24 protein-coding genes are annotated in these 24,598 nt (G+C 70.4%); 9 read left to right on the forward strand and 15 right to left on the reverse strand.

Translation table 11 applies throughout. The annotated features are described in order from the left end of the window. Window positions 1–108 precede the first annotated feature (108 nt). Window positions 109–840, forward strand: coding sequence for an endonuclease V (locus ACZ45Z_RS01270; protein ID WP_468355515.1), 732 nt, complete (start codon window positions 109–111; stop codon window positions 838–840). Window positions 841–879: 39 nt separating this feature from the next. On the opposite strand, the gene ACZ45Z_RS01275 is transcribed toward ACZ45Z_RS01270, so the two are convergent. Further along, window positions 880–2,067, reverse strand: coding sequence for a saccharopine dehydrogenase family protein (locus ACZ45Z_RS01275; protein ID WP_468354202.1), 1,188 nt, complete (start codon window positions 2,065–2,067; stop codon window positions 880–882). 152 nt (window positions 2,068–2,219) lie between these two features. Then, window positions 2,220–2,957: an MgtC/SapB family protein gene (locus tag ACZ45Z_RS01280; RefSeq protein WP_468354204.1), complete on the reverse strand. Its 738-nt coding sequence runs from the start codon at window positions 2,955–2,957 to the stop codon at window positions 2,220–2,222. A 183-nt stretch (window positions 2,958–3,140) separates the two neighbouring features. Between ACZ45Z_RS01280 and ACZ45Z_RS01285 the strand changes: the two genes are divergently transcribed. The 6 genes from ACZ45Z_RS01285 to ACZ45Z_RS01310 all read left to right on the forward strand — a co-directional run bounded on the left by ACZ45Z_RS01285 (window position 3,141) and on the right by ACZ45Z_RS01310 (window position 10,551). Continuing rightward, on the forward strand, window positions 3,141–3,521 hold the full coding sequence (locus ACZ45Z_RS01285) for an MmcQ/YjbR family DNA-binding protein (protein WP_468354206.1): 381 nt from the start codon (window positions 3,141–3,143) through the stop codon (window positions 3,519–3,521). A 167-nt stretch (window positions 3,522–3,688) separates the two neighbouring features. Then, window positions 3,689–4,888 (forward strand): CaiB/BaiF CoA transferase family protein, encoded by a 1,200-nt coding sequence (locus tag ACZ45Z_RS01290; RefSeq protein WP_468354208.1) that lies wholly within the window; start codon window positions 3,689–3,691, stop codon window positions 4,886–4,888. Then, window positions 4,888–5,913, forward strand: coding sequence for an LLM class F420-dependent oxidoreductase (locus ACZ45Z_RS01295; protein WP_468354210.1), 1,026 nt, complete (start codon window positions 4,888–4,890; stop codon window positions 5,911–5,913). Before ACZ45Z_RS01290 ends, ACZ45Z_RS01295 begins: the two co-directional genes overlap by 1 nt. Window positions 5,914–5,927: 14 nt before the next feature. Then, entirely contained in the window at window positions 5,928–7,070 is a 1,143-nt protein-coding gene (locus ACZ45Z_RS01300; protein WP_468354212.1) for an acyl-CoA dehydrogenase family protein, read from the forward strand. A 62-nt stretch (window positions 7,071–7,132) separates the two neighbouring features. Then, window positions 7,133–8,347 carry an acetyl-CoA C-acetyltransferase gene (locus ACZ45Z_RS01305; RefSeq protein ID WP_468354214.1) on the forward strand — a complete coding sequence of 405 codons (1,215 nt, stop codon included), beginning with the start codon at window positions 7,133–7,135 and terminating at the stop codon, window positions 8,345–8,347. A gap of 32 nt (window positions 8,348–8,379) precedes the next feature. Further along, complete coding sequence (locus tag ACZ45Z_RS01310; RefSeq protein ID WP_468354216.1) at window positions 8,380–10,551, forward strand: 3-hydroxyacyl-CoA dehydrogenase NAD-binding domain-containing protein; 2,172 nt, start codon at window positions 8,380–8,382, stop codon at window positions 10,549–10,551. A gap of 36 nt (window positions 10,552–10,587) precedes the next feature. Here the strand turns inward: ACZ45Z_RS01310 and ACZ45Z_RS01315 are convergent, their stop codons facing one another. Beyond that, window positions 10,588–11,316, reverse strand: a complete 729-nt coding sequence (locus tag ACZ45Z_RS01315) for a MerR family transcriptional regulator (protein WP_468354218.1) — start codon at window positions 11,314–11,316, stop codon at window positions 10,588–10,590. Window positions 11,317–11,697: 381 nt separating this feature from the next. On the opposite strand from ACZ45Z_RS01315, the gene ACZ45Z_RS01320 reads away from it, so the two are divergent. Both ACZ45Z_RS01320 and ACZ45Z_RS01325 read left to right on the forward strand, forming a co-directional pair. Further along, on the forward strand, window positions 11,698–13,158 hold the full coding sequence (locus ACZ45Z_RS01320; protein WP_468354220.1) for an amino acid permease: 1,461 nt from the start codon (window positions 11,698–11,700) through the stop codon (window positions 13,156–13,158). Between the two features lie 74 nt (window positions 13,159–13,232). Then, entirely contained in the window at window positions 13,233–13,355 is a 123-nt protein-coding gene (locus tag ACZ45Z_RS01325; RefSeq protein WP_468354222.1) for a hypothetical protein, read from the forward strand. A 526-nt stretch (window positions 13,356–13,881) separates the two neighbouring features. On the opposite strand, the gene ACZ45Z_RS01330 is transcribed toward ACZ45Z_RS01325, so the two are convergent. From ACZ45Z_RS01330 to ACZ45Z_RS01385, 12 genes are all read right to left on the reverse strand, one after another. Then, complete coding sequence (locus ACZ45Z_RS01330) at window positions 13,882–14,436, reverse strand: NUDIX hydrolase (RefSeq protein WP_468354224.1); 555 nt, start codon at window positions 14,434–14,436, stop codon at window positions 13,882–13,884. Between the two features lie 9 nt (window positions 14,437–14,445). After that, entirely contained in the window at window positions 14,446–15,567 is a 1,122-nt protein-coding gene (locus ACZ45Z_RS01335) for an adenosylhomocysteinase (protein WP_468354226.1), read from the reverse strand. Window positions 15,568–15,673: 106 nt separating this feature from the next. Next, entirely contained in the window at window positions 15,674–16,183 is a 510-nt protein-coding gene (locus ACZ45Z_RS01340; protein ID WP_468354228.1) for a hypothetical protein, read from the reverse strand. A gap of 187 nt (window positions 16,184–16,370) precedes the next feature. Further along, window positions 16,371–16,901: a hypothetical protein gene (locus ACZ45Z_RS01345; protein WP_468355518.1), complete on the reverse strand. Its 531-nt coding sequence runs from the start codon at window positions 16,899–16,901 to the stop codon at window positions 16,371–16,373. Window positions 16,902–17,248: 347 nt separating this feature from the next. Beyond that, window positions 17,249–18,493 carry a helix-turn-helix domain-containing protein gene (locus ACZ45Z_RS01350; RefSeq protein WP_468354230.1) on the reverse strand — a complete coding sequence of 415 codons (1,245 nt, stop codon included), beginning with the start codon at window positions 18,491–18,493 and terminating at the stop codon, window positions 17,249–17,251. Between the two features lie 291 nt (window positions 18,494–18,784). Continuing rightward, window positions 18,785–19,519 (reverse strand): collagen-like domain-containing protein, encoded by a 735-nt coding sequence (locus ACZ45Z_RS01355; RefSeq protein ID WP_468354232.1) that lies wholly within the window; start codon window positions 19,517–19,519, stop codon window positions 18,785–18,787. Next, window positions 19,516–19,848, reverse strand: coding sequence for a hypothetical protein (locus tag ACZ45Z_RS01360; protein WP_468354234.1), 333 nt, complete (start codon window positions 19,846–19,848; stop codon window positions 19,516–19,518). The genes ACZ45Z_RS01355 and ACZ45Z_RS01360 overlap by 4 nt, the downstream gene beginning before the upstream one ends. 41 nt (window positions 19,849–19,889) lie before the next feature. Beyond that, window positions 19,890–20,171 carry a hypothetical protein gene (locus ACZ45Z_RS01365; protein WP_468354236.1) on the reverse strand — a complete coding sequence of 94 codons (282 nt, stop codon included), beginning with the start codon at window positions 20,169–20,171 and terminating at the stop codon, window positions 19,890–19,892. A 22-nt stretch (window positions 20,172–20,193) separates the two neighbouring features. Next, window positions 20,194–21,123, reverse strand: a complete 930-nt coding sequence (locus ACZ45Z_RS01370; RefSeq protein WP_468354238.1) for a LysM peptidoglycan-binding domain-containing protein — start codon at window positions 21,121–21,123, stop codon at window positions 20,194–20,196. Continuing rightward, window positions 21,120–21,356 carry a hypothetical protein gene (locus ACZ45Z_RS01375; protein ID WP_468354240.1) on the reverse strand — a complete coding sequence of 79 codons (237 nt, stop codon included), beginning with the start codon at window positions 21,354–21,356 and terminating at the stop codon, window positions 21,120–21,122. Before ACZ45Z_RS01375 ends, ACZ45Z_RS01370 begins: the two co-directional genes overlap by 4 nt. Before the next feature lie 70 nt (window positions 21,357–21,426). Then, window positions 21,427–23,949, reverse strand: a complete 2,523-nt coding sequence (locus ACZ45Z_RS01380) for a right-handed parallel beta-helix repeat-containing protein (protein ID WP_468354242.1) — start codon at window positions 23,947–23,949, stop codon at window positions 21,427–21,429. A gap of 16 nt (window positions 23,950–23,965) precedes the next feature. After that, window positions 23,966–24,589 carry a hypothetical protein gene (locus ACZ45Z_RS01385; RefSeq protein WP_468354244.1) on the reverse strand — a complete coding sequence of 208 codons (624 nt, stop codon included), beginning with the start codon at window positions 24,587–24,589 and terminating at the stop codon, window positions 23,966–23,968. Window positions 24,590–24,598: the final 9 nt, after the last annotated feature.

Below are 24,598 nucleotides of genomic sequence, written 5' to 3' on the forward strand. Positions count from 1 at the left end.
CGGTCGCGTGCCGCGCACGGCGGCGAAGGCGGGCCGCGGAGGAGCGCCGCGGCGCCGGTCGTACGGCCGTACCGGGGCGATCAAGGGTTCGGTAGCGTGGCGTCCATCATGAACACCTCCGGCACTCTCTCCTGCGACGACGAACTGCGGCGCTGGCCGACCGACGAAGCCCAGGCGCGCGCCGTCCAGGACCGGTTGCGCTCCCTGGTGCGGCTCGACGAGACAGGCCCGGCACCGGGTTTCGCGGGCACCGTGGCCGGCGTGGACGTCGCCTACGACGACGCGCGCGACGTGGTCGCCGCGGCGGCCGTCGTCCTCGACGCCCGCACGCTCACCGTCATCGAGGAGGCCACCGCCGTCGGCCGGGTCGCCTTCCCCTACGTTCCCGGCCTGCTCGCCTTCCGGGAGATCCCCACCGTGCTCGACGCCCTCGGGCGCCTCACCCGCACCCCGGACCTGGTGGTCTGCGACGGCTACGGGCTGGCGCACCCGCGCCGCTTCGGGCTCGCCAGCCATCTCGGTGTGCTGACGGGGCTGCCCACCATCGGTGTCGCCAAGAATCCGTTCACGTTCCGGTTCGCGCCTCCCGGGCCGGAGCGGGGCGCGAGCTCACCGCTGCTCGACGGCGAGAAGACGACCGGACCGGGCGAGGGCCCCGAAGAGGTGGGGCGGGCGCTGCGTACCCAACAGGGCGTCAAGCCGGTCTTCGTCTCGGTGGGCCACCGCGTCGACCTCGACAGCGCCTGCGCACACACCCTCCGCCTCGCGCCGAAATACCGGCTCCCGGAGACGACCCGCGCCGCCGACTCCCTGTGCCGCAGGGCGCTGACGGCCGCCTGAAGAGGTGTCCGCGGAAGCGGCGGCCCCGTGGCGGAGCGGCTACGCCCGGACCACGCGGAAGGTGATGCCCGCCTTCTCGAGGCGGGTGGTGAGCGCCTCACCCATGGCCACGGCCGTCGTCACCTGACCGGAGGTCTCCGGAAGAGCGTCGAAGGCCAGGGCGAGCGCCGACTCGGCCAGCATCTTGGCCGTCTCGTCATACCCGGGGTCGCCGCCCGAAACCTCGGTGACCAGGCGCTTTCCGCCGGCCTCGGCCACGAACCGCACCGCGAACCAGCTCTTGGCCCGCCGTTCCGCGCTCGGCCCGTCGCCCGGCTCCAGACGCCCCGACAACCAGCGGCGCGCGTGCGGCACCTGGGCGAGGGCGCACAGCGCACCCATCCCCAGCGCCCCGCCCACGGCGACCGGGAGCCGGCGCACCCCCGCGTAGTGGCGGTAGCGGAAATCGGGCCCGTAGCGGTCGAGTGCGGCGGCCGAGCGGGCGATGATCTGCGGATCGAGGGTCGGCAGCGGCACACCCCAGGTGCGCGTCTCGCCGCTGCGCACGGGTGGGCCGAACGGCGCCCGGACCGTACGGCCGACGGGCTCCGGCTCGGCCAGCCGCCGCTCACGGGCGGCGCGTGCCATGGCCACCGGACGGGACGCGGCGTTCAGCGCGGAGGCCAGTGTGCCGCCGGAGAACGTCGCGTTGGAGCGTACGAAGCCGTCGATGCGCACCGGTACGCCCTCGGGCAGGAGCCCGACGGTGAACAGCACCCCGAGGTCGTGCGGGACGGAATCGAAACCGCAGGCGTGGATGAGGCGCGCGCCCGAGGCGCGGGCCGTGGCGTGGTGGCGCAGGTACATCCGGTCGATGAATTCCGTTTCGCCGGTCAGGTCCACGTAGTCGGTGCCGGCGGCGGCGCAGGCGGCGACCAGCGGCTCGCCATGCAGCAGATAGGGGCCGACGGTGGTGGCGAGGACCCGGGTGTCCGCGGCGAGGGCGCGCAAGGAGGCGGGATCGCCGCTGTCGGCACTCAGGAGGGGCAGGTCCGCGCAGGCCGGGTTGATCGTGGCCAGCCGGTCGCGCAGCCGCTCCAGCTTGGTGGTGCTGCGGCCGGCCAGTGCCCAACGGCAGTCCTGGGGGGCGTGGCGGGCCAGGTATTCGGCGGTGAGCGCCCCGACGAAGCCGGTGGCGCCGTAAAGGACGAGGTCGTGGGCTCGTCCGGTGGTGTCCTGCCGTGGCATCGCGGGTCCTCTCGATCTGGAGTTCGGACCTTAGGCAGTCCCCGACGCCCCGTCAACGACCGGCCGTGGCAGGTGCTCCCGCGCCGAGGCGGCTCCTTCGGCCCGGCGGCGGGCGGTTGGACGGGCGGCGGAGGGATCCGCGGCGGCTCGTCTCACTCGGTTCGGTCCGCCTGGCGCCCCAGCGTCACCCCGCGCACGCCCTCCAGCTCCATCAGCGCCTCGACCAGCGCATGAGCAGATGCGGCGCCCTCCAGTCGGAGCAACACCTCGGCCGTGAGCCGCTCCTCACCGCTGGTCTCCACCTGGACGTCGGTCACCCGGAAGCCGCTGCCGGTGCACATCTCCAATATCCGCCCCAGGAGCCCGTGTTGGGTGCGGTAGGTGAGGCGCAGCTCCACTTGGGTGAAGGACGGTGCCGCCCCGATCCGGTCCGACACCTTCGAAAAGCCGCGTACGACGAGGAAGTGCACGGCCGTCGCGCCGATCGCGAGCAGCGGCAGGCCGCCGCCGCATGCCATGCCGATGGCGCAGGTCAGCCAGATGGTGGCGGCCGTCGTCAGGCCGCGGACCGCGTCCCTCCTGACGAAGATGAGGCCGCCGCCGATGAAGCCGATGCCCGAGACGACCTGCGCGGCGACACGGGAGGGGTCCAGGCCGACGCCGCTCACGCCCTCCAGCGCGCCGAAGCCATGGATCGACACCTCCATGAACAGCGCGCTGCCCACGCCGACGAGGGTGTGGGTGCGCAGCCCGGCGCTCTTCTGTCTGGCCTCGCGCTCCAGCCCGATGAGCGAGGACAGCAGCAGTGCTATCGCCAGCTCGGCGAACTGGCGCAGGCCCTGGCCGTTCTGGATGTCGAAGAGTGCGGCGGCGAGTGCGGCGGGTGACATGGCCGCATTGTCCCCCCATCCGGCCCGCTGTGGCCTGCCGTCGGGTGCGGCCGCCGGGCACCGCCGGGCCGTTGTCAGTGGTCGCCGTTAGCGTGGAAGGCGATGAGAGCGGTGCGCGGGGAAGCCCGCGCGGCCGGGGCGCCGGGTGCGGTGCCGCACGGGGGAACGGACGTGGAGGGACGCATGGCGAAGGCAGCCAACCCGCCGGCGGTGTGGGAACGGGTGCGGACGTTCGCGCTCGGCCTGCCCGGGGCGGTGGAGGAGTTTCCCTGGGGCGAGAGCGTCGTCAAGGTCAACAAGAAGGTGTTCGTCTTCCTGGGCGTGGAGGACGGCGGCTCTTCGCCGGGGATCACGATGAAGCTCAGGGACCCGGAGGCGCATGCCCACGCGCTGTCCTCGCCCGGCGCCGAACCGGCCGGTTACGGCCTGGGCAAGTCCGGATGGGTGCGGGTGCCGCTGGCGGAGAAGGGCGCGCCGCCGGCCGACCTGCTGTGCGACTGGGTCGAGGAGTCCTACCGCGTCATAGCCCCGAAGAAGTTCATCGCCGAACTCGACGGGGGATAGCGGCGCAGGTGCGCGAAGGGCCCGTGTCGGCGATGGCGGAGGACATCGCGGGCACGGGCATTTTCGGTGGCGCCGGCTCGGCCAGGGGGCTTGTGGAAAGTGGAACACGTTCTTAACATCACGAGTGTTACATCAGAAGTGTCACAGTCGGCGAAGGGGCGGGCGCGATGACGCAGGCAGGGAACGGCCCGCTCGATGGACTGCGTGTGGTCGAGCTCGCCGGGATCGGCCCCGGGCCGTTCGCCGCCATGCTGCTCGCCGACCTCGGCGCCGACGTCGTCCGGGTCGACCGGCCCGGGGGAGCGGGGCTGGGCATCGATCCCGCCCGCGACCTCACCAACCGCAACAAACGCTCCGTCCTGGTCGACCTCAAGAGTCCCCAAGGCGTGGCCCAGGTCCTCGAACTGGCCGAGCGGGCCGATGTGCTGATCGAGGGTTACCGCCCCGGGGTCGCCGAGCGCCTCGGTGTCGGTCCGGACGCGTGCCTGGCGCGCAACCCCCGGTTGGTCTACGGCCGGATGACCGGCTGGGGCCAGCACGGCCCGCTCGCCGACACCGCCGGGCACGACATCGGCTACATCGCCCTCACGGGCGCGCTCGGCATGATCGGCCCGCCCGACGGACCGCCCACCGTCCCCGCCAACCTCCTCGGCGACTACGCCGGCGGCTCCCTCTACCTCGTCATCGGCGTCCTCGCCGCGCTCCGCCACGCCCGGACCGACGGCGGGAAAGGCCAGGTCGTGGACGCCGCCATCGTCGACGGCACGGCTCATCTGACGACGATGATCCACGGCATGCTGGCGGCCGGCGGCTGGCAGGACCGGCGCGGCGCCAACCTCCTGGACGGCGGGGCACCCTTCTACGGCACCTACGAGACCGCCGACGGCGGCCATATGGCGGTAGGCGCCCTGGAGAAGCGGTTCTACGCCGAATTCATCCGGCTGCTGGGCATCGAGGACGACGTCCCCGGCCGCGACGACCTCGCCGCCTGGGCCGAGTTGCGCACCGCCATCGCCGCCCGCTTCAAAAGCCGTACCCGCGAGGAGTGGACCGCGGTCTTCCAGGGCTCCGACGCCTGCGTGGCACCCGTCCTCTCGCTGCGCGAGGCCCCGGAGCACCCCCATCTCGCCGCCCGCGCCACCTTCGTCGACCACGCCGGCCTCACCCAGCCCGCGCCCGCGCCCCGCTTCTCCCGTACGCCCGGCACGGTGCGCCGACCCCCCGCCCGGCCCGGCGCGGACACCGAAGAGGTCGCCCGCGACTGGCACGCCCCTAGCCTGACCGGCGCCCCACGGCCCGCCGACACGGCGGAGCCGCCGTCGGAGGCCGACGCCGACCGCGCCGACCGGAAGGAAGCGGGCGCCTGATGGAACTCGCCACCACGCTCCAGTACGCCGGCGATCCGCGCCGCGCCGCCGAAGAGGTCGCGGCCCTGGAGAGAGCCGGCCTGGACGCCATCTGGGTCGCCGAGGCCTACGGCTTCGACTCGCCCACGATCATGGGCTTCCTCGCCGCCCGCACCGAACACGCCAAGATCGGCTCGGCGATCCTCAACGTCTACTCCCGCACCCCCGCCCTGATCGCCCAGACCGCCGCGGGGCTCGACGCGGTCTCCGGCGGCCGGGCACTGCTGGGCCTGGGCGCGTCCGGCCCCCAGGTGATCGAGGGCTGGCACGGCAAGCCGTACGACAAGCCGCTGGGCCGCACCCGCGAGACGATCGAGCTGTGCCGGCGCATCTGGCGCCGCGAGGTCATCGACCACCACGGCATCACCGACATGCCGCTGCCGCCCGAGAAGGGCGGCCGGCTCGGTAAGCCGCTGAAGATCCTCACCCGGCCGGTGCGGCCCGCGATCCCCGTCTACGTCGCCGCGCTCGGGCCCGCCAACGTCCACATGACCGCCGAGGTCGCCGACGGCTGGCTGCCCGCCCTCTTCGTCCCGGAGAAGGCGGCGCGGGTGTGGGGCCCCGCGCTGGCCGAGGGAGGCGCGCGGCGCGACCCCGCGCTCGGCCCCCTGCGGACGGTGGCCGGCGGCCTGCTGGCCATCGGCGAGGACGCGGCGGCGGCCCGGGACCTCGCCCGCCCCACCCTCGCCCTGTACATCGGCGGAATGGGCGCCAAGGGCAAGAACTTCTACCACGACCTGGCCGTGGCCTATGGCTACGAACAGGCCGCGCACACGATCCAGGAGCTGTACCTCGCCGGGAAGAAGCGGGAGGCCGAAGCGGCCGTGCCGGACGAACTGTGCGAGCTGACCTCCCTGTGCGGGCCCGCGGGCTACGTACGCGAACGCCTCGCGGCCTACCGGGAGGCGGGCGTGACGATGCTGAACGTCCAGCCCGTCGGACCGGAGCCCGCCCCACTGATCGAGACCGTCAAGAACTGGCTCTGAGGAGGGCCCCACCCATGAAGCGCCAGCTCTTCACCGACGACCACGAAGCCTTCCGCGAGACGGTGCGCACCTTCCTGGCCAAGGAGGTGACCCCGCACTACGAGCAGTGGGAGAAGGACGGCATCGTCAGCCGGGACGCCTGGCGGGCGGCCGGCCGCCAGGGGCTGCTGGGCCTGGCCGTGCCCGAGGAGTACGGCGGCGGCGGGCAGGACGACTTCCGCTACAGCGCCGTGCTGGCCGAGGAGTTCACCCGGGCCGGCGCCGCCGGGCTCGCCGTCGGCCTGCACAACGACATCATCGGCCCGTACCTCACCACGCTCGGCACCGAGGAGCAAAAGCGCCGCTGGCTGCCCGGCTTCTGCGACGGCGAGATCATCACCGCCATCGCGATGACGGAACCGGGCGCGGGGTCCGACCTTCAGGGAATCCGCACGACGGCGGAGGACCGCGGCGACCACTGGCTGCTCAACGGCTCCAAGACCTTCATCTCCAACGGCATCCTCGCCGACCTCGTCATCGTCGTGGCCAGGACCACCCCGGAGGGCGGGGCCCACGGCCTGAGCCTGCTGGTCGTCGAGCGGGGCATGGCCGGCTTCGAGCGCGGCCGCAACCTCGACAAGATCGGGCAGAAGTCCCAGGACACCGCCGAGCTGTTCTTCCAGGACGTACGCGTGCCCAAGGAGAACCTCCTCGGCGAGCTGAACGGCGCGTTCGTCCACCTCATGACCCACCTCGCACAGGAGCGGATGGGCATCGCGGTCGCCGGTATCGCCGCCGCCGAACATCTCCTGGAGATCACCAGCCGGTACGTCAAGGAACGCGAGGCGTTCGGCCGGCCGCTGGCCAAGCTCCAGCACGTCCGCTTCGAGATAGCCGAGATGGCCACCGAATGCGCCGTCACCCGTGCCTTCCTCGACCGCTGCATCGCCGACCACAGCGCGGGCGAACTGGACGCGGTGCACGCTTCGATGGCCAAGTGGTGGGCCACCGAGCTGCAAAAGCGCGTCGCCGACCGCTGCCTGCAACTGCACGGCGGGTACGGCTACATGAGCGAGTACCGCGTCGCCAAAGCCTTCACCGACGGCCGCATCCAGACGATCTACGGAGGGACGACCGAGATCATGAAGGAGATCATCGGCCGCTCGCTCCTCGGCTGACCCCGCACCGGCCGGGACCACCCGCCGCGAAAGCCTCACCCTCATGCGAAAGGCTGCTTGACTTGAGTACCGAAGCGTACGTATACGACGCGATCCGCACCCCTCGCGGCCGCGGCAAGGCCAATGGCGCACTGCACGGCACCAAGCCCGTCGACCTCGTCGTCGGCCTCATCCACGAACTCCGCCGGCGCTTCCCCGGACTCGACCCGGCCGCCATCGACGACATCGTGCTCGGCGTGGTCAGCCCGGTCGGCGACCAGGGCTCCGACATCGCCAAGGTCGCCGCGATCGCCGCCGGTCTGCCGGACACGGTCGCCGGCGTCCAGGAGAACCGCTTTTGCGCCTCGGGCCTCGAAGCGGTCAACCTGGCCGCCGCCAAGGTCCGCTCAGGCTGGGAGGACCTGGTGCTGGCCGGCGGCGTCGAGTCCATGTCGCGCGTCCCGATGGCCTCCGACGGGGGTGCCTGGGCGATGGACCCGATGACCAACTTCGAGACCAACTTCGTCCCGCAGGGCGTCGGCGCCGACCTCATCGCCACCATCGAGGGCTTCTCCCGGCACGACGTCGACTCCTTCGCCGCGCTCTCCCAGGAGCGGGCCGTCGAAGCCTGGAAGGACAACCGCTTCGAGCGCTCGGTGGTCCCGGTGCGCGACCGCAACGGCCTGGTCGTCCTCGACCGCGACGAGCACATCCGGCCCGGCACCACCGCCGAATCGCTGGCCGGTCTCAAGCCGTCCTTCGCGGTGATCGGCGAGGCCGGCGGCTTCGACGCCGTCGCCCTGCAGAAGTACCACTGGGTCGAGAAGATCGACCACGTCCACCACGCGGGCAACTCCTCCGGCATCGTGGACGGTTCCGCCCTCGTCGCGATCGGCAACGCCGAGACCGGCAAGCGCTACGGTCTCGCGCCGCGCGCCCGGATCGTCGCGGCAGCCGTCTGCGGGTCCGACCCGACCATCATGCTCACCGGTCCCGCCCCGGCCGCCCGCAAGGCTCTCGCCAAGGCCGGCCTGACCATCGACGACATCGATCTGGTGGAGATCAACGAGGCGTTCGCGGCGGTCGTGCTGCGCTTCGCCCGGGACATGGGGCTCTCCCTCGACAAGATCAACGTCAATGGTGGTGCCATCGCCATGGGCCACCCGCTCGGCGCCACCGGCGCGATGATCCTCGGCACCCTCATCGACGAGCTGGAGCGGCAGGACAAGCGCTACGGCTTGGCCACCCTCTGCGTCGGCGGCGGCATGGGCATCGCCACCGTCATCGAGCGTCTCTGACCGCCCGCCCCACCTCTTACGGAGAAGCCACAGTGAGCGAGCCCACCACCATTCGCTGGGAACAGGACGAGACCGGCGTCGTCACCCTCGTACTGGACGACCCCGACCAGTCCGCCAACACCATGAACGGCGCCTTCAAGGCGTCCCTCACCGCGGTCGCCGACCGCCTGGAGGCCGAGCGGGACAGCGTCCGCGGCGTCGTCTTCACCTCCGCCAAGAAGACCTTCTTCGCCGGCGGCGACCTACGCGACCTCATCGCCGTCACCCCCGCCCAGGCCCAGCAGGCGTTCGAGGCGGGCAACGGCATCAAGCGCGACCTGCGCCGCATCGAAACCCTTGGCAAGCCCGTCGTCGCCGCCATCAACGGCGCGGCGCTGGGCGGCGGTTACGAGATCGCGCTGGCCTGCCACCACCGCGTGGCCCTCGACACCCCCGGCACCAAGATCGGCCTGCCCGAGGTCACCCTCGGCCTGCTGCCCGCCGGCGGTGGCGTCACCCGCACCGTCCGCCTGCTCGGTATCGCCGACGCGCTGCTGAAGGTCCTCCTCCAGGGCACCCAGTACAACGCCACCCGCGCCAAGGAGGCCGGCCTGATCCACGATGTGGCGGCCACCCCCGAGGAACTGCTCGCCAAGGCGCGCGCCTTCATCGACGAGCACCCCGAGTCCCAGCAGCCCTGGGACGTCAAGGGCTACCGCATCCCCGGCGGCACCCCCGCCCAGCCGAAGTTCGCGGCCAACCTCCCGGCGTTCCCCGCCAGCCTCAAGAAGCAGGTGGGCGGTGCGCCCTATCCGGCGCCGCGCAACATCCTCGCCGCGGCCGTCGAGGGCTCGCAGGTCGACTTCGAGACCGCCCAGACCATCGAGGCCCGGTACTTCGTCGAGCTGGTGACCGGCCAGATCTCGAAGAACATGATCCAGGCGTTCTTCTTCGATCTGCAGGCCGTCAACTCCGGCGCCAACCGCCCCCAGGGCATCGAGTCGCGCACGGTGCGCAAGGTCGCCGTCCTCGGCGCGGGCATGATGGGCGCGGGCATCGCCTACTCCTGCGCCAAGGCCGGCATCGAGGTCGTCCTCAAGGACGTCACACCGGAGGCGGCGCAGAAGGGCAAGGCGTATTCGGAGGGCATCCTCGCCAAGGCGCTGGCCCGGGGCCGCACGACCGAGGACAAGCGCGACGCACTGCTGGCGCGCATCACGCCCACCGCCGACCCGCAGGACCTGGCGGGCTGCGACGCCGTCATCGAGGCCGTCTTCGAGGACGTCTCCCTCAAGCGCAAGGTGTTCCAGGAGATCGAGCACATCGTCGACCCCGACGCGCTGCTGTGCTCCAACACCTCCACGCTGCCCATCACGCTGCTGGCCGAAGGCGTCGAGCGGGACCGCGACTTCATCGGGCTGCACTTCTTCTCGCCCGTCGACAAGATGCCGCTGGTGGAGATCATCAAGGGCGGGAAGACCGGCGACGAGGCGCTGGCCCGCGCCTTCGACCTGGTCCGGCAGATCCGCAAGACGCCGATCGTCGTCAACGACTCGCGCGGCTTCTTCACCTCCCGCGTCATCGGCCACTTCATCAACGAAGGCGTCGCGATGATCGGTGAGGGCATCGAACCGGCCTCCGTCGAGCAGGCCGCCGCCCAGGCCGGCTACCCGGCGAAGGTCCTGTCGTTGATGGACGAGCTGACCCTCACCCTCCCGCGCAAGATCCGCCTGGAGGCCCGGCGCGCGATGGAGGAGGCCGGCGGCGACTGGCAGCCGCACCCGGCCGATGCCGTCATCGACCGGATGGTGGACGAGTTCGGCCGCACAGGCCGCAGCGGCGGCGCGGGCTTCTACGAATACGGCGAGGACGGCAAGCGGGCCGGGCTGTGGCCGGGGCTGCGGGAGCACTTCACCAAGCCGGACGCCGCCATTCCGTTCGTCGACATGCAGGAGCGGATGCTCTTCTCCGAGGCGCTGGACACGGTCCGCTGCTTCGAGGAGGGCGTGCTCACCTCCGTCGCCGACGCCAACATCGGCTCGATCTTCGGCATCGGCTTCCCCGGCTGGACCGGGGGCGTCCTCCAGTACATCAACGGCTACGAAGGCGGCCTGCCCGGCTTCGTGGCCCGCGCCCGCGAGCTGCGGGAGGCGTACGGCGACCGGTTCGCGCCGCCCGCGCTGCTGGTCGAGAAGGCGGAGAAGGGCGAGAAATTCAGCGACTGACCGGGTAAGGGGGGCGGGCCGGGACGGCCCGCCCCCTCACTCCTCGCCGGTGGCGAACCACTCCCGCAGCTCCTGTTTCATCGACCGCTGGAAGGCGGTGACCAGCGCCTGGACCACCATCGGCTGCATATGCGCGGAGAGCGACTTCAGCCTGGCCATCTCCTCCTCGGCCGGTCCCGCCCCGCGCTGCGGCTCCCACACCTCGTCCTTGAAGAGCCGGCTCAGCTCACGCGCCGCCGAGCGGGTGTGTTCGATGACGACGGTGCGCGCCGCGAGGATCGTCTCCAGCGCGATCGGCACATCGAGCAGCCGCGTCCCCAGATGCAGCAGACCGGGGTCGACCTGGAAGACCCGCGGGTCATCGGTGCGGACGAGCACGCTCATGGCCGCCAGCCGGTCCAGGTCCTCCTCGGTCAGCGCCCGGCCCACCCGCCGCTCCAACTGCTCGCGGGTGGTGTCCTCCGCCTTGTCCGGGACCCAGGTCGCCACCAGCGCCCGGTGGATGGCCAGGTCCTGGGCGCTGAGGTCGGGCGGGAGCTGGCGCAGGTAGCGCTCGATCGCCGAGAGCGTCATGCCCTGGTGCTGGAGTTCTTCGATGAGCGCCAGCCGGGAGAGATGGTCGGGGCCGTAACGCCCGACCCGGCGGGGGCCGATCTCGGGCGGCGGCAGCAGTCCGCGGGTGCTGTAGAAGCGGATGGTGCGGACGGTGACGCCGGCGCGGGCGGCCAGTTCGTCGACCGTCAGGTCGGTGGCGGACTCCATCATGTTCAACAGTATTGCTGTCTCACCACTGGTGTGAAACCTTCCCGCCCGCGCGGACCCGCCGTACGGCCGTCCGCCCCGCCGGGGCCACCCGCGACCGGGTGAGGGTGACGGCCGGACCCCACCGAAGGGAACAGGCCAAGAAATTCCGGTGCCGCGACGGGAAAGAGCGCCCGGAATCCGGTGAGCCGCTGCTTATTTTCCCGCTCCCACGCCGGAAAAATCCAGGCAAAGACCCGCAAAGCGCAGGCGTCTCGTTCGCTATGTGATCTTGCGCACAGACGGGCGGGCACTCTTCGGGGAAGGTGTGCCGTCGGCCGACTTCGCGCGATCCGCGAAAACCGGCTCGGCTCAACCGCCTGCCCGAAAGCGAGAGAACCAGCAGTGAGCACAGAAACCGTCACGGAGGAAGCCCACAGGCGCCCGGACGGGGGGAGCGGTACACAGCAGGACGCCGGCGACGCCGGCTACAGCAAGGGCCTCAAGGGCCGGCACGTCAACATGATCGCCATCGGCGGCGCGATCGGCACCGGCCTGTTCCTGGGCGCCGGTGGCCGACTGCACTCCGCCGGTCCCGCACTCGCCGTCGCCTACGCGGTCTGCGGCCTGTTCGCGTTCTTCGTGGTCCGCGCCCTCGGCGAGCTGGTGCTCCACCGCCCGTCGTCCGGCTCCTTCGTCTCGTACGCCCGTGAGTTCCTGGGCGAGAAGGGCGCGTACGTCGCGGGCTGGATGTACGTGGTGAACTGGTCGACCACCGGTATCGCCGACATCACCGCGATCGCGCTCTACACGCACTACTGGAGCCTGTTCACCGACATCCCGCAGTGGGTGATGGCCCTGATCGCGCTGGCGGTCGTGCTGACGGTGAACCTGATCTCCGTGAAGATCTTCGGCGAGCTGGAGTTCTGGTTCGCGATCATCAAGGTCGTCGCGCTGATCGTCTTCATGTTCATCGGGATCTTCCTGCTCGCCACCCAGCACCCGGTCGGCGGGCACACACCAGGACTGAACCTGCTGACCGACAACGGAGGGTTCTTCCCGACCGGTCTGCTGCCCGTGGTCATCGTGCTCCAAGGCGTGGTCTTCGCCTACTCCGCCGTCGAACTGGTCGGCGTGACCGCCGGTGAGACCAGCGAGCCGGAGAAGGTCGTGCCCAAGGCCGTCAACTCCATCATGTGGCGGGTGGGCGTCTTCTACGTCGGCTCGGTGCTGCTGCTGACGCTGCTGCTGCCGTGGAACAAGTACGTCGGCGGCGAAAGCCCCTTCGTGACGGTCCTGTCCAACGTCGGCGTGCCGGCGGCGGGCGATGTGATGAACCTCGTCGTCCTGACGGCGGCGATGTCCAGCCTGAACTCCGGCCTCTACTCCACCGGCCGCATCCTGCGCTCCATGGCGATGGCCGGTTCGGCGCCCAGGTTCGCCGGGCTGATGAACCGCAACCAGGTGCCGTACGGCGGCATCATGCTCACCTCGTCGGTGTGTGTGCTGGGTGTCGGGCTCAACTTCCTGCTGCCCGACGAGGCGTTCGAGATCGTGCTGAACATCGCGGCGCTGGGCATCATCAGCACCTGGTGCACGATCATGATCTGCCACATGGTGTTCGTGCGGCGCTCGAAGGAGGGCCTGGTCAAGCGCCCGCGCTTCCGCCTCCCGGGCACGCCGGTCACCGACATCGCGACCATCGCCTTCCTGCTCGGCGTCATCGTGCTGATGTGGTTCGACGACGGTGTCGGCCGGCAGACCGTGATGCTGATCCCGATCCTCGCCCTCGCCCTGGTCGGCGGCTGGTTCGCCGTCCGCGGCCGGGTGCGCCGGATCGCCGAGGAACGCGAACTGACGAAGTAGCCGGACGGCGGGACGCCTGAGACGAACGGGCGGCCGCGAAGACCCCGACGGGTTTTCGCGGCCGCCCGTTCGTCATGAGCGGCGAGGGCGCCCCGGTGCGCTACGAAGCCGTCCACGCGGGCCTGGCCCGGGTGGCGGAGAAGGCGGCCGGGCTCGGGGCGTCGGTCGGCTTCCCTCAGCCGCCGATGACCGGATAGTGATCGGACGATCACCATGGAAAAACATGTACGCGGTGACCTGCGGGAATAGACCAGCGCCCCGGCCCATGTCTTGCGGAGACGAGGAGCCGGGGCGCTGCCGTCACCTCTCCATTGTGGCGCAACGGATCGGCGACAGTGGACCGCCCGCCTCCCCGATTTTGCGGATGGCGGGCGGAGTTACTGGCGATTAACTCACGTCAAGCGAACCAGATGCATGGCGCATCACTCAACGGCTTATGCCGAGACTTATTCGAACGAATGAACGATAGTGTTGTCTGTGCCCGCGTGGCCCGGGGTGCCCAATCGCCGGGCGACCTTGTCGAGGGGAGTTCGACCGCAGTGGCGTGAGGACGGTCGGAGACACGGGAGGGGCCCCGGCCATCCGCCACGGGGAGCGGACGACCGGGGCCCTGGCGGCTCACTGCGGCCCCGCGGGGGAGGCACGACCGCAGCGGCCGGTGAACGGGCCGCCCGGCGCGATCCGGGGGTGATCAAGCGCCGGGCGACCCTGTCTCGGGGACCGTCAGTCAGACGGCCGGATCGAGGCCAACACGCGGCCGCGCGTCGGCTCGGCGGTCAGCATGTCGGCGAACTGCCACGAGTACGCGGTGACCTCTTCCTCTTGCAGCTCGACGAGTTCGGCGGTCGTGCGGAACAAGAACCGAAAGTCGAAGTGCTGATGCGCCGGCTCGTCCTTGTCGGGGTTCGCCGGGATTGGGTGAGCGTCGATGTGCAGCGGTACCTCGTCGTCCGGCTCGACCTGCGAGGGGTCGATGCCGGTCTCTTCCGCGAGTTCCCGCCGTGCCGCGTCGAGCAGCGTCAAGTCCTCCGGCTCGACGTGCCCGCCCGGAAACAGCCACTTCCTGAGCGCCTTGTGCTCGATGGTGAGCACGCGACCGTCGGGGCGCAGCAGGATCGCGCCGGCGGTGACGTGCCCGCGGAATTCGTGTCGCGAGGCGATCTCGTCGCCGGACTCGCCGAGCACTTCGGGGATGACGGCGAGCGTCTCCTTGTCCTCCGGGTAGCGACTCAGGTAGGCGTCGAGGGTGTCGAGTACGTGCGTTGCCGTGATCGGCATGTGTCTCCCTTACCGGTTGAAGTAGCTCAGCCAGGTCGCCGCGATAGCGGCCCGGTCCTTGGCGTCGACGTCGTGCATACCGGACCCGAGGTCACCTCGGGCCAGCATCCGGACGCCGGCGAGGATCTCGGCCTGCACGAGGAAGATGAATGGGCCGACTGACGCCCCGTGCAGGAAGTTGACGGCGTTGCCGCCGTTGAGCAGATAGAAGTAGTGCCCGGTCGTCTGGTACCGGGTTACGTGATCCCCGTTGGGCGTTCTGGTGTAGACGTCGGGCAGCCCGGCGAGGTCGAGCTCGTCCTCGGACGAGGTGACCGTCGCGACGTACGCCCCGTTGCGGAGGTTCGAGAAGTCCTCGCCCCGCAGGGATACGGCGCCGGTCGCGCAGAGAACCAAACCGGCGCCGCGCAGCGCGGCGTCGCGGTCGCGAGCCACCGTGAACCCCTGTGAGAGCGCCTGTGCCTGCCGCACGGGGTCGATGTCGTACACGGTGACCTGGACGCCCTTCGCGTGCAGTAGCCGCGCGATCGAGCTGCCGAGCTTGCCGAACCCGATCACGAGCGCCGGCCGGCCGTGCATGATGTCGCCGCGGCCGCGCATCAGCGCCTCGGCGGAGAACACGACAGACTGCCCGACGAGGAAGTCTTCCGGGTCCTTGAGCGGCGACCGGGCGACGGAGACGACCGGGCATGGCAGCTTCTCGTTTTCGGCGTAGCGCTTGTGTCCGTTCTCGGTGTCCTCGACGACTCCCAGAATCCGGCCCGAGAACCGCTCGCACAGTGTGTCGAGGGTCGGCGCGAAGTACCCGCCGACGTCGAGCAGTACGACCGACTCGCCGGCCGCCCGCGCCTCGACGTAGTCGACGGTCGCCTCGGGGTCCTCGAACAGTCCTCGCGACAGCGTGTCGCACTGTGTGAACTTCTCGACCTCGCGCCTTGCCGTCATGTCGATGGACTTCGGCTTGGGCAGTACGGCGCGTAGATCGGTTTGACTCGCGACCGCCCGCACGAACGAGGGACGCTCGGGCAGTAGGTGCGTGATCAGGAACCCGGCGGGCGGCTCGGGCGGTACGAACTGCGCAGCTATGCGGGCGAAATAGGAGTCGAGACGGGCACGTTCGAAGGCTTCCATGCCTTCCCCTTTCAGGGACTCAGTGGCCGGCCGCCGGAATGGGTGGTCCGACGGCGGCCGATCTCAGCGGGGGTGCGGGGGTCTTGGGGGAGACTCCGGGGTGTGCTCAGCCGCGGGCGGCGATCGCCCTGCGGACACCGCGAGGTGATGCGGTGACGCCGGCGAGACCGAAGAGCATCCGGCCGTTCGAGCCGGCTGCCTCTATGTACTCGTCGACCTCGGACCGGGAAGCTACGGGCGACAGCTCGTCAAGCCCGACGGCGAGTAGCACCTGCCCGAGCCCGGCGACGACCTGCGTCCATCGGGGATGCTTCGGCAGGCGCAGCGCGTACGGCGAACCGTCGAAGTGCACGAGGGTGACACCGCCGTAGTGAACAGTGACCCGCTCGCCGACGTCCGGCAGATCGCGGCCGCACGGACGGACACCGAGCGAGGCGGCGACGATGCTCATCTGCCGCTCGACGTCGACCGGGACGGCGACCTCGAACTGCGGTGCCGGGTAGGTGATCAGCACGGGCGAGAACACCCGCCCGTCGATGGTGTGGTCGAGCCACGTGCGCGCGTTGAGCGTCGCGATCAGACCGGGTGTCGGTGCGGGCAGTGCGAGCGTGGTCATCAGCCGCGCCCCGCTTTCCGCATGAGCACCCGGGTAACGCCCTCGGGGATAGCGTCCGGGTCCACCGGCAGCAACGCGTCGAGCTCACAGACGAAGCGCACCCAACCCGGCCCGGACATCCCCGAGTGAATCTGCCTCTTCAAGCCCTTCGAGGTACCGCACACCGCGCACACGGGCCGGTCGGCGCTCACCGGGCCGCGTCCATTCCCAAGCTTGCGACCACTGCGGCATAGGCGCCGAACAGCTCGGCCACGTTCGTGAAGACGAGACCCTTCGGCGGAACGATCCACGAGCGGGCGTGCTGCGTGTGCGGGGCGACGATCGACGGATGCGGTACCGAGATCGTCTCGCCCACACCGGCAACGGTCGCGCCGCGCCAGTCCCAATCGGCAGCCGAGCCGGCCGGCACGAGCACCTCGACGTGCGTCCCGTTGTGGAGCACGGGCCCGAGGGTTGCGCCGGCGTTGCGGAGTTCCGCAACCGTCCGCCACCCGACCCGCCGGGGCATCCGTACGACGTCCCACACGCGGCCGACGGGGATCTCGGCGAGCTCGCCCGCGTCCCACTTCATCAAGGCATCGCTAACGCTCGCGCCGCTGTCCTTGATCCATTCCAGCGGCACGAACCCATCGAACCCGCCGGCGGCGTCGGCGAGGTTCGCTCGCCGAATGTGATCCTGCGTGCTTCTCGGGGCGCGACGTGGCAGCCCCTCGTTCATGGTCACGTCTGGCTCCGCTCGTCCGGAGTAGTCGGGGGGATCGACTCGGCGAGCAGTCGCCCGAGTTCGGTGTGCAGCTCGGCCGCGCTGTCGTAGGTCAAGACGAGGTCACCTTCGCCGATGCGGATTCCGTCCTTACCAACCGAGAGCGGTATCGCCACCCGACCAGCGGAGGTCAGCCGTAAGGCTCCGTGACGCTCGATCCGTACGCCCTGTGCGGGATTGGCGGTCGTCCGACTCACCCCTCGTCGCACTCGCTGAGTCATCGTCATGTCACGGACCGTAGAACGCAAACGACGAAGCGACCCGGAAGATTCTTCCGGGTCGCCTCTGGTTCCGGGTGTCAACTAGGCGAGTACGCCCACGTGTTCAGCGATGCGGTGCACCTCGGTACGCAACTGCGGCCGCGCCCGCTTCAAGAGCGCCTGAACTGCTTCCGTGACGAGCGGGAAGTACCTGATCTCTTCGGGTGACGCCTTCATGATCTTCTGAAGGAAGTACAGGGTTCCGAAGTCGTCACCGTTCAGCCGGTGCGCGTGCATGACCTCGACCTGATACCGGGTCGTTCGTTCCAGTGGCAGCACGCCGCCGGGCTCGGGCACGGTGACGTCGTCGGCGAGGCGTAGCGCCTCGTGAATGTCGCCCTCCTCGGCCGCGAGATGTACGCCGTGCATGGCGACGTTCGTCGGCCCGAACGAGGTGTGAAAGTCGTTCCGATCGACGCCGACTCGCTCGGCTACGGCTTCCGCTCCGCGCAGCAGATCCCACGCGGTAGGCGCCTTACTGTCACGCACGGCAGCGATCACCGCGGAGAGGTGCAGCGCCCCGTACGCCGAGAGGTGCTCGGGGCTCGCGTCCTCGCCCGGCCGGCAGTGCGCGATCGTGCTGCGGGCCAGGTCGAACGAGTCGGCGACCTCGCCCGAGCTGAGAAGGATGCCGCACACGTTCCACGCGGCCGCGGCCATCAGCGCCGGGTCGCCCGTTTCGTCCGCGATCTGCATCGCGCGGTCCGCTGCGCGCAAAGAGAGCTTGCGCTCGCCGACGCGCCGCAAGAACACCTGATGCAGATGGAGCAGCGACACGAGCGCGCGGGTCGCTTCGAGCTCGTCCTCGCCGTTCACCTGCCGCAGCGTGGCATACGCCTCGGCGAGCAACCCGGGCAGCATGTCGCCGACGGGCGCGTACCGCTCGGTCTTCGTCTCGTAGATGCCCCATGCCTCGACGACACGCTCAGCGAGCTGCGTGCCAGTGAGAGCGTCGCCCGGCAGCCCGAGACCCTGCTGCGACGGTGGGGTGTTCAGCGCCCGCCGGATATTTGGCACCGATGGGTGCTCGGTGCCGCCGACGAGACTCAAGTCGACCGCCGGCCCGCAGAGCTCGCCGACGTTGTCGAGCCCGAGCTCACGCGCGAGCCGGGTGAGCATGGAAAGTGAGTCGATCGTGATGACGTTCCGCTCGACCTTCGAGAGCCAATCCTCGGACCGGCCGACGAGCCCGGCGAGCGCCGCCTGCGACAGCCCGACACCGTTGCGGGCGCGGCCCCGGTAGTACCTGATCCGCTCCCCTGTGGTCATGCCTGTTGGGTTGATCATGGAATCCCCTTGATGGGTGAGAGCACTCAATCCCCAGAGTACGACTGCCCGTTGTCGGCTGTATCGGTCATACTGGTGATGCAGCCCCTTCGGGGAGCACTCAACGACCCTCGTCGACTCGTACTCGACGGGGGTCGGTCCCGTTTCCGGGCAGCGAAACGCCCCGCCCCTGGTACTGCCGCTAACAGGGCGGGGAGTCGTGGAGCCCGGAACCTAACCGGCGCCGCGCGCGACCACGGTAGGGGGTCGACGTGCTGCTCGATAGGCGTAGTGGGCAGCCCGGACAGATCATCAATTCAGAAACGACGAAAGCGCCCTCGCCCGGCCGTGAGGCCAGACGAGGGCGCAGTTATCATGAGCGGGTCGTTCCGCGGGCAGCCCGAGGGCGCTCGGGCTCGGTGTCGGTGATGGGTCGTCGGGCGCCGGCGCGCCGGTCCTTCGGCACACGAGGGCGTCGGGGTCGTCCGGTGGGGGTTGGAGCGAGTACCCGTCGGGGCATGTCTGCCCGTCCCTGCCGTCGACGCCGTCGCGTCCGTCCGTGCCGTTCGTACCGTCCGCCCCGTCCGCCCCGGGCGGACCGGCCGGGCCCGGGGGCCCGGTCACGGTGGCGCCCGGCTCGCCCTGGTCGCCGCGGTCGCCCTTCGAGCCGCTCGGTCCGGGGACCGCGGACGGCGTCGCGCCCGGCTCGCCGTTCTCGCCGCGGGCGCCCCGGGGGCCGGCCGGTCCGGGTATCGGTACCGGAACCTTTGCGCGCCCCGGCAGATCATTGACCGCGGCCGCGGGGTCCGGCGCGGCCGGTGTGCCGCCCTTCGCTTTGATCTGCGCCCGCAGCACACGCACGTCGCCCGCGAGGGTCGTCACCGCGTCGCCGCGGCGGTTCGCTTCCGTGGCGAGCTGCCCCGCGCGTTGGTCGGCGTCGTCTATCCGCAGCCAGACGAGGACGATCGCCCCGGACAGCACGAGCAGCACGGCAGCAACGGCGAACGTCCGCCACCGTTGCGCGAGGGCAGCCTGAGCGCGTGTCACGTCGGTTGTCCCCCTAGCTCGACGATGCGATCTCGCAGCCGGGCGTTCTCGGCCGTGAGTGTCGTGATCTGTGTCTGTAGCGCTGCCTTATCGGCCCGCTCGCCGGCGAGCTCGGCGTACGCGGCCGCCAGCAGCAGCTCGTTCTCCGCGAGCTTTGACTGCGCCTTGTCGCGCTCTTCTTGCAGGTTGTCGACGAGCGTCGAGTACCCGCCGAGCACGGCGCCGGATTGCGAGGCAGAGTTCGCGCCTCGCTGCCCGACGATGGCGGCCGCGGCCGCTGCGAGCCCGACGACGATGGTCCCGACGGCGCCGAGCGTCGCAGCGTCCACGCGTGTGCCTCCGGTGGTGCAGGGTGAGCAGAGAGCCCCCCTTACTGGGCGAACGGTCCATCGGCGGCGCCGGTGTTGGGCCCGAGCCCCACGGTCCGCGGGGGAGTCGCCGGGTCCTTGCTCGCCGGCAGCGTTGAGCCGGTGCCGAGCCGACCGAGTCGGCCGGCGACCCATGCCTTCCCGGATGCCAGCACGAGGGCGACGGGTGCCGCCCACCACACGGACACGTCGGCGAGGGAGGTCACGAGGATGCCGAGGGCGCCCTCGGCGCCGGTCCACAGTGCCCGCTCGACGGCGTCGTACTTCAGGTTGCTTCCGAGCATGGGAGGTTCTCCCTACGTGGTGTCAGGCGACGACGGTGAACCCGTGCGCCGTTCCGAGTCGGGTGAGTGAGTTCTTGCCGGGGGTGCCGTCGGCCGCGCCGCCGGGCGCCGTGCCGGTGTAGCCGTACCGGAGTTGCAGCAGTGAGTACGCGCTGCGGGTAGCCGTGCCGAAATGCCCGTCGGCGTAGCCGGCGGCGAGCAGCCCCTCGCTTACGAGGGCGTCCTCGACGATCTCCACGCCGGCGTACGAGACGGGCGTGCCCGACTTCGGCGGGTCGTCCTTCGACGCCTTCACGAGCTTCGAGAGGCTGACGACCTTCCTCGTCGAGGCGCCCGCGGGCAGTTTGAGTTTCTGCCCCGGCTTGATCTTGTTCGGGTCCTTGATCCCGTTGAGCTCGGCGAGCGCTTTCGCGGTCGTCTTGTGCGCCGCGGCGATCTCCGACAGCGTGTCGCCCGCCTTGACGGTGTACGTCGCGTCGGACGTCGACGGGCTGCTCGCCGCCTTGTACTTCGGCCGGCCGTACCCGACGATCGTCGCCGCAGTGCGCACACGCCGCGCGCAGACGTTCGCCGTGTTGCCCTCGATCGTGAAGACGTTCGCGCCCGAGACGCCGGTGACGATCCCGATGTGATCGATCGCGCCGATCGAGTCCGACCCGTTCCAGTCGAAGAACACGATGTCGCCGCGCCGGATGCCCTTCACATCGACGTGCCACTGTCCGGCGTCCTTGAAGCGCTGCGCGTGCCACGGGGTGTATGCGTAGTCGGTGCCGAAGCACACCGCTGCGCGTTCGCCTGCGTCGACCGCGCAGCGGGTGATCATGGCATCGCACCATGCGAAGTTGCCGGCGAACGCGCTGCCGTTGCGCTGCCGGTACCACGTCTGTATCGCGTTCGGCTCGCCGGTGCCGAGCCACTTCTCGGCCTGCGAAATCATCCCTTCGAGGCTCATGCCGCGTCGTCCCCTTCGGGGCCCGCGGCGGGCGCCTCGTCGGCAGCCGGCTCGACGTCGTCGGCGCCGGCGTCCGAGGTGCGGAACACGCCCGCCATGTCCGGCGGTCCGAACCGCTCGCGCAGCAGCTCGGCCTCGTTCTCGACGGTCGGGCCGTTACCCGTACGCCTGATGAGCCGTGCCTGCTCTTCCTGGTCCGGCCGGCCCTCGACCGGCCGCTCTTCCTGGCCCATGGGTGAGCCCTCCTTCGAGCATGAGAAACGCCCCGGCCGAACGGCACGGGGCGAGCGATGTACGCGGGGGTTACGCCGCGACGCGTTGCATCTGTCCGGCGGTCGCGGCCGCGGTGTTGCTGGCACTGGACGCCGACCACTGAGCGGTGACGACGAGGGTCTGATCAGCCGTGCTGTCCTTCGTCACCGCGGCGTCGGTGAGCTCGTGCTGCACCGCCCCGGCCGTGCTCGCGAGGTGATGCGAGAGCGAAGCGCCGCCCGCCCACGTCGCCGAGCCACCCGCGGTGACGTTGTGCAGAGAGCCGTCGACGCGCCACCCACGGTTAGAGATCGCCGGGCTCGTCGTTACCGCGGTGAACGCCGCGATGACGGCGCCGGACGTACCGCCGAGCCGGACCCGGATCGTCAGCGTCGGTGTGCCGGTCGTCGAGGCGACGCCGTGCGCGGTGAACCGGTAGCCGTTGCCGGGCGCAGCGTCGCCGCCCGGGACCGTCCAGCTCGCGACGACGGTCTCGGCGGTCGAGCTCGCCGCGGTGGCGAGGGTCGGCCGCCCCGACAGTGCGGTGACGCTGTCGTAAGGGGAAGTGACCGGGCCGGTCGTCGGGTCGTCGAGCGCGCCCGAGGTGCCCGAGTCGGCGAGGTCGTTGCCGTACCGCCGGACGCCCGAGCACGTCGAGGTGATGCTGACGCCCCATGCCGCTTCGTTGCCCGACCCGTACTTGCGGACGCGGTTGCCGACGAGCAGCAGCCCGGCGAGCGAGCTCGACACTCGGATGCCGTAGTTACCGGCCGCTGCCCGGCTCGCGCCCTTGATGACATTGCCGAGCACTTGCACGTCGGACCCGCCGAGCAGATGAATCCCGTTCGTGCCGGCGTCTCGGACCGAGTTCGTCGCGATCGTCATGCCGGTGCCGGTGTCGCAGGTGATGCCGGATGCGCCCGGGGCGTTGACCCGGTTGCCGGACACGACGCCGCCGATCACTTGCTCTTGACTGATACCCGTGCCGCTCACGTCACGGATCACGTTGTTCCCGACGGTGAACTGCTCGGCGTAGTAGACCCGTACGCCGTTCTCGTTGGTCGCCGCGCCCTCGATCGTGTTGCCCGTGATCGAGGCGCCCACGATGCGGCCGGTCGTCTCGCCGTACAGCAGCACGGCGTCGTCGTACCCGGTGCAGCCTCGAATCACGTTGTCGGCGACGACGAGGTTCCGCATCACCTGTGAAGCGTTCGTCTGGACGCCGGCGAGGTTCGTCGAGTCGGCCGCGTCGGCGCTGATGATCGTGCGGGCCCGGATGCCGGCGCCGCAGTTCCGCATCGTGTTCTCGGCGATCACGCTGTCGTCGTAGGCGTAGGCGACGACGCCGTATTGCAGGCACCCCTCGAAGGTGTTGCCCACGATCCGGATGCGTCGGTGAGCGGTGTCGACGGTCGCCGAGTGCGAGCCGATGCCGCGCGGCCAAGCTGTCGTACCCGCGGTGCCGGATGCGCCGACGTAGCAGTTCCGTATCTCGATGTCCTCGCACACGGTGTTGTCGTACGGGCCGAATCCGCCGAACGCCCCGCTGCTCTTCGCGAGGTCGATCTGCACTGCCTCGCTGAAGTCGCGGCCGCCGGGGTCGACGTAGCCCAGGAACCGGCAGCCGTCGACGACTGCGTTCTTCGTCGAGTTGAGCTCGATGCCGTGATAGCCGGGAAGGTCGCGCACCTCGACGTCGCGGATCGTCACGCTCCGGGCGTGCCCGATGCTGATGCACATGTTCGAGGGGGTCACGACCGTGCCGCGCATGTCCCACACGCCGCCCTCGATCGTGATGTGCCCGTGCCCGGTGTACCCGCCGTACGTCTGGTCGGCGTCGCCGTTGAGCAGCATCGTCCCCGTTACGGCGCGTACGAATGTCGCGCCCGGCATGAGGGTCAAGCGGGTGTTGCGCCGGATGCGCAACGGCAGTGTGGCGAGCCGGTACGTGCCCGAGGGGACGATGACCCAGCCGCCGCCGGCGGTGTACGCGGCGTCGAGCGCCGCCTGTACGGCCGGGGCGTCGTCGTGCGCCTCGTCGCCGAGAGCGCCGAGCACGCGCGGGTTGTAGATGCGCATCCCGGCGAGGGACAGCGACGCCGGGGCGAAGAGCCCGCCGACGGTCATGTTCCCCTCGATGTCGAGCTCGTCGACGTTTGCGCCGCCGGTGACGTCCAGCCCGCCGACTACGTCGAGCCCGGCGGCCGCGGTGAGCGGCCCCTCGACCGTGCCGCCGTCGGCCTTCGAGAGCGAGTCGAGCGACGCGGCGAGCGCTTCCTGTGCGACCTCGCGGCCGGCCTCGTACCAACGAATCGGCTCGCCCGCGGCGTCGTTGTACTCGAATTCGATCGCCGGTACATCGCACTTGAAGGGACGGATAGCGCCGGGCTGCGGCGAGCCGGCCGCGTTGGTGCGTAGCTCGCCGATCGGCGTCGTTCCGTCGACTTCGTATAGCGCGGTCACGAGCTGCCCCGTGCCGGCGACGCGCACGAGCAAGGGATAGTCGGGGACGACGTCGCCGGCCGCAGTTGTCAGGACGTCGGCGGGCGTTCCGCCGTAGGTGTAGAGCGCCACGGGTGGCAGCCCCCTTTCAGTCGAGCCAGTAGTCGCCGCTGATGTTCACCCAGGGGGTACCGGCCGCCGTTGCGCCGTCCTGCGACCACCACAGAACCGAGCCGGGGTCGCCGAGCGAGCTCGCCGTACCGGTGTCGAGGATTTCGAGCTTCCCCGTGCCGATCACGACGTCGTCGGCGAGCGACGAGGTCGCGGCGTACGCGCCGATCTGTTCCAGCGGAATGCAGTCGTCGGGGACTTTGGCGATCGCGATGCCACCGTTCGGGATCACGGTCCCGTCGGTGCGCTCGATCCGGCCGCGCAGCCACACGTGATTGCCGATGCGGCGCACCTCGGGTCGATAGGTGCCTGCCTGATAGCCGGTGACGAGGCCGATCGGCCGCCATGCCGGGTCGGGCTCGTAGATGGTGGCCCATGTGTTCGTGGTCGCCGACGTCTTGAGCCACAGCGAACCGTCTTCGGCCGTAACCGCGGTGTGCAGCGGCGCGTCGGCGTACGTCGCGTCGCGCTCCGCTTGATCGGCGACGTGCTGCAACAGGTGCGGGTCGATGTCGGTGCCCATTTCCATGAGCGCGCCGGGCCCGACTGGAGCATCGCCCCCGCCGGGAATCCTGATATTCACGTAGCCGACTGTTGCCACTTCGGCGCC

It is taken from the genome of Streptomyces sp. NPDC031210, assembly GCF_055570395.1.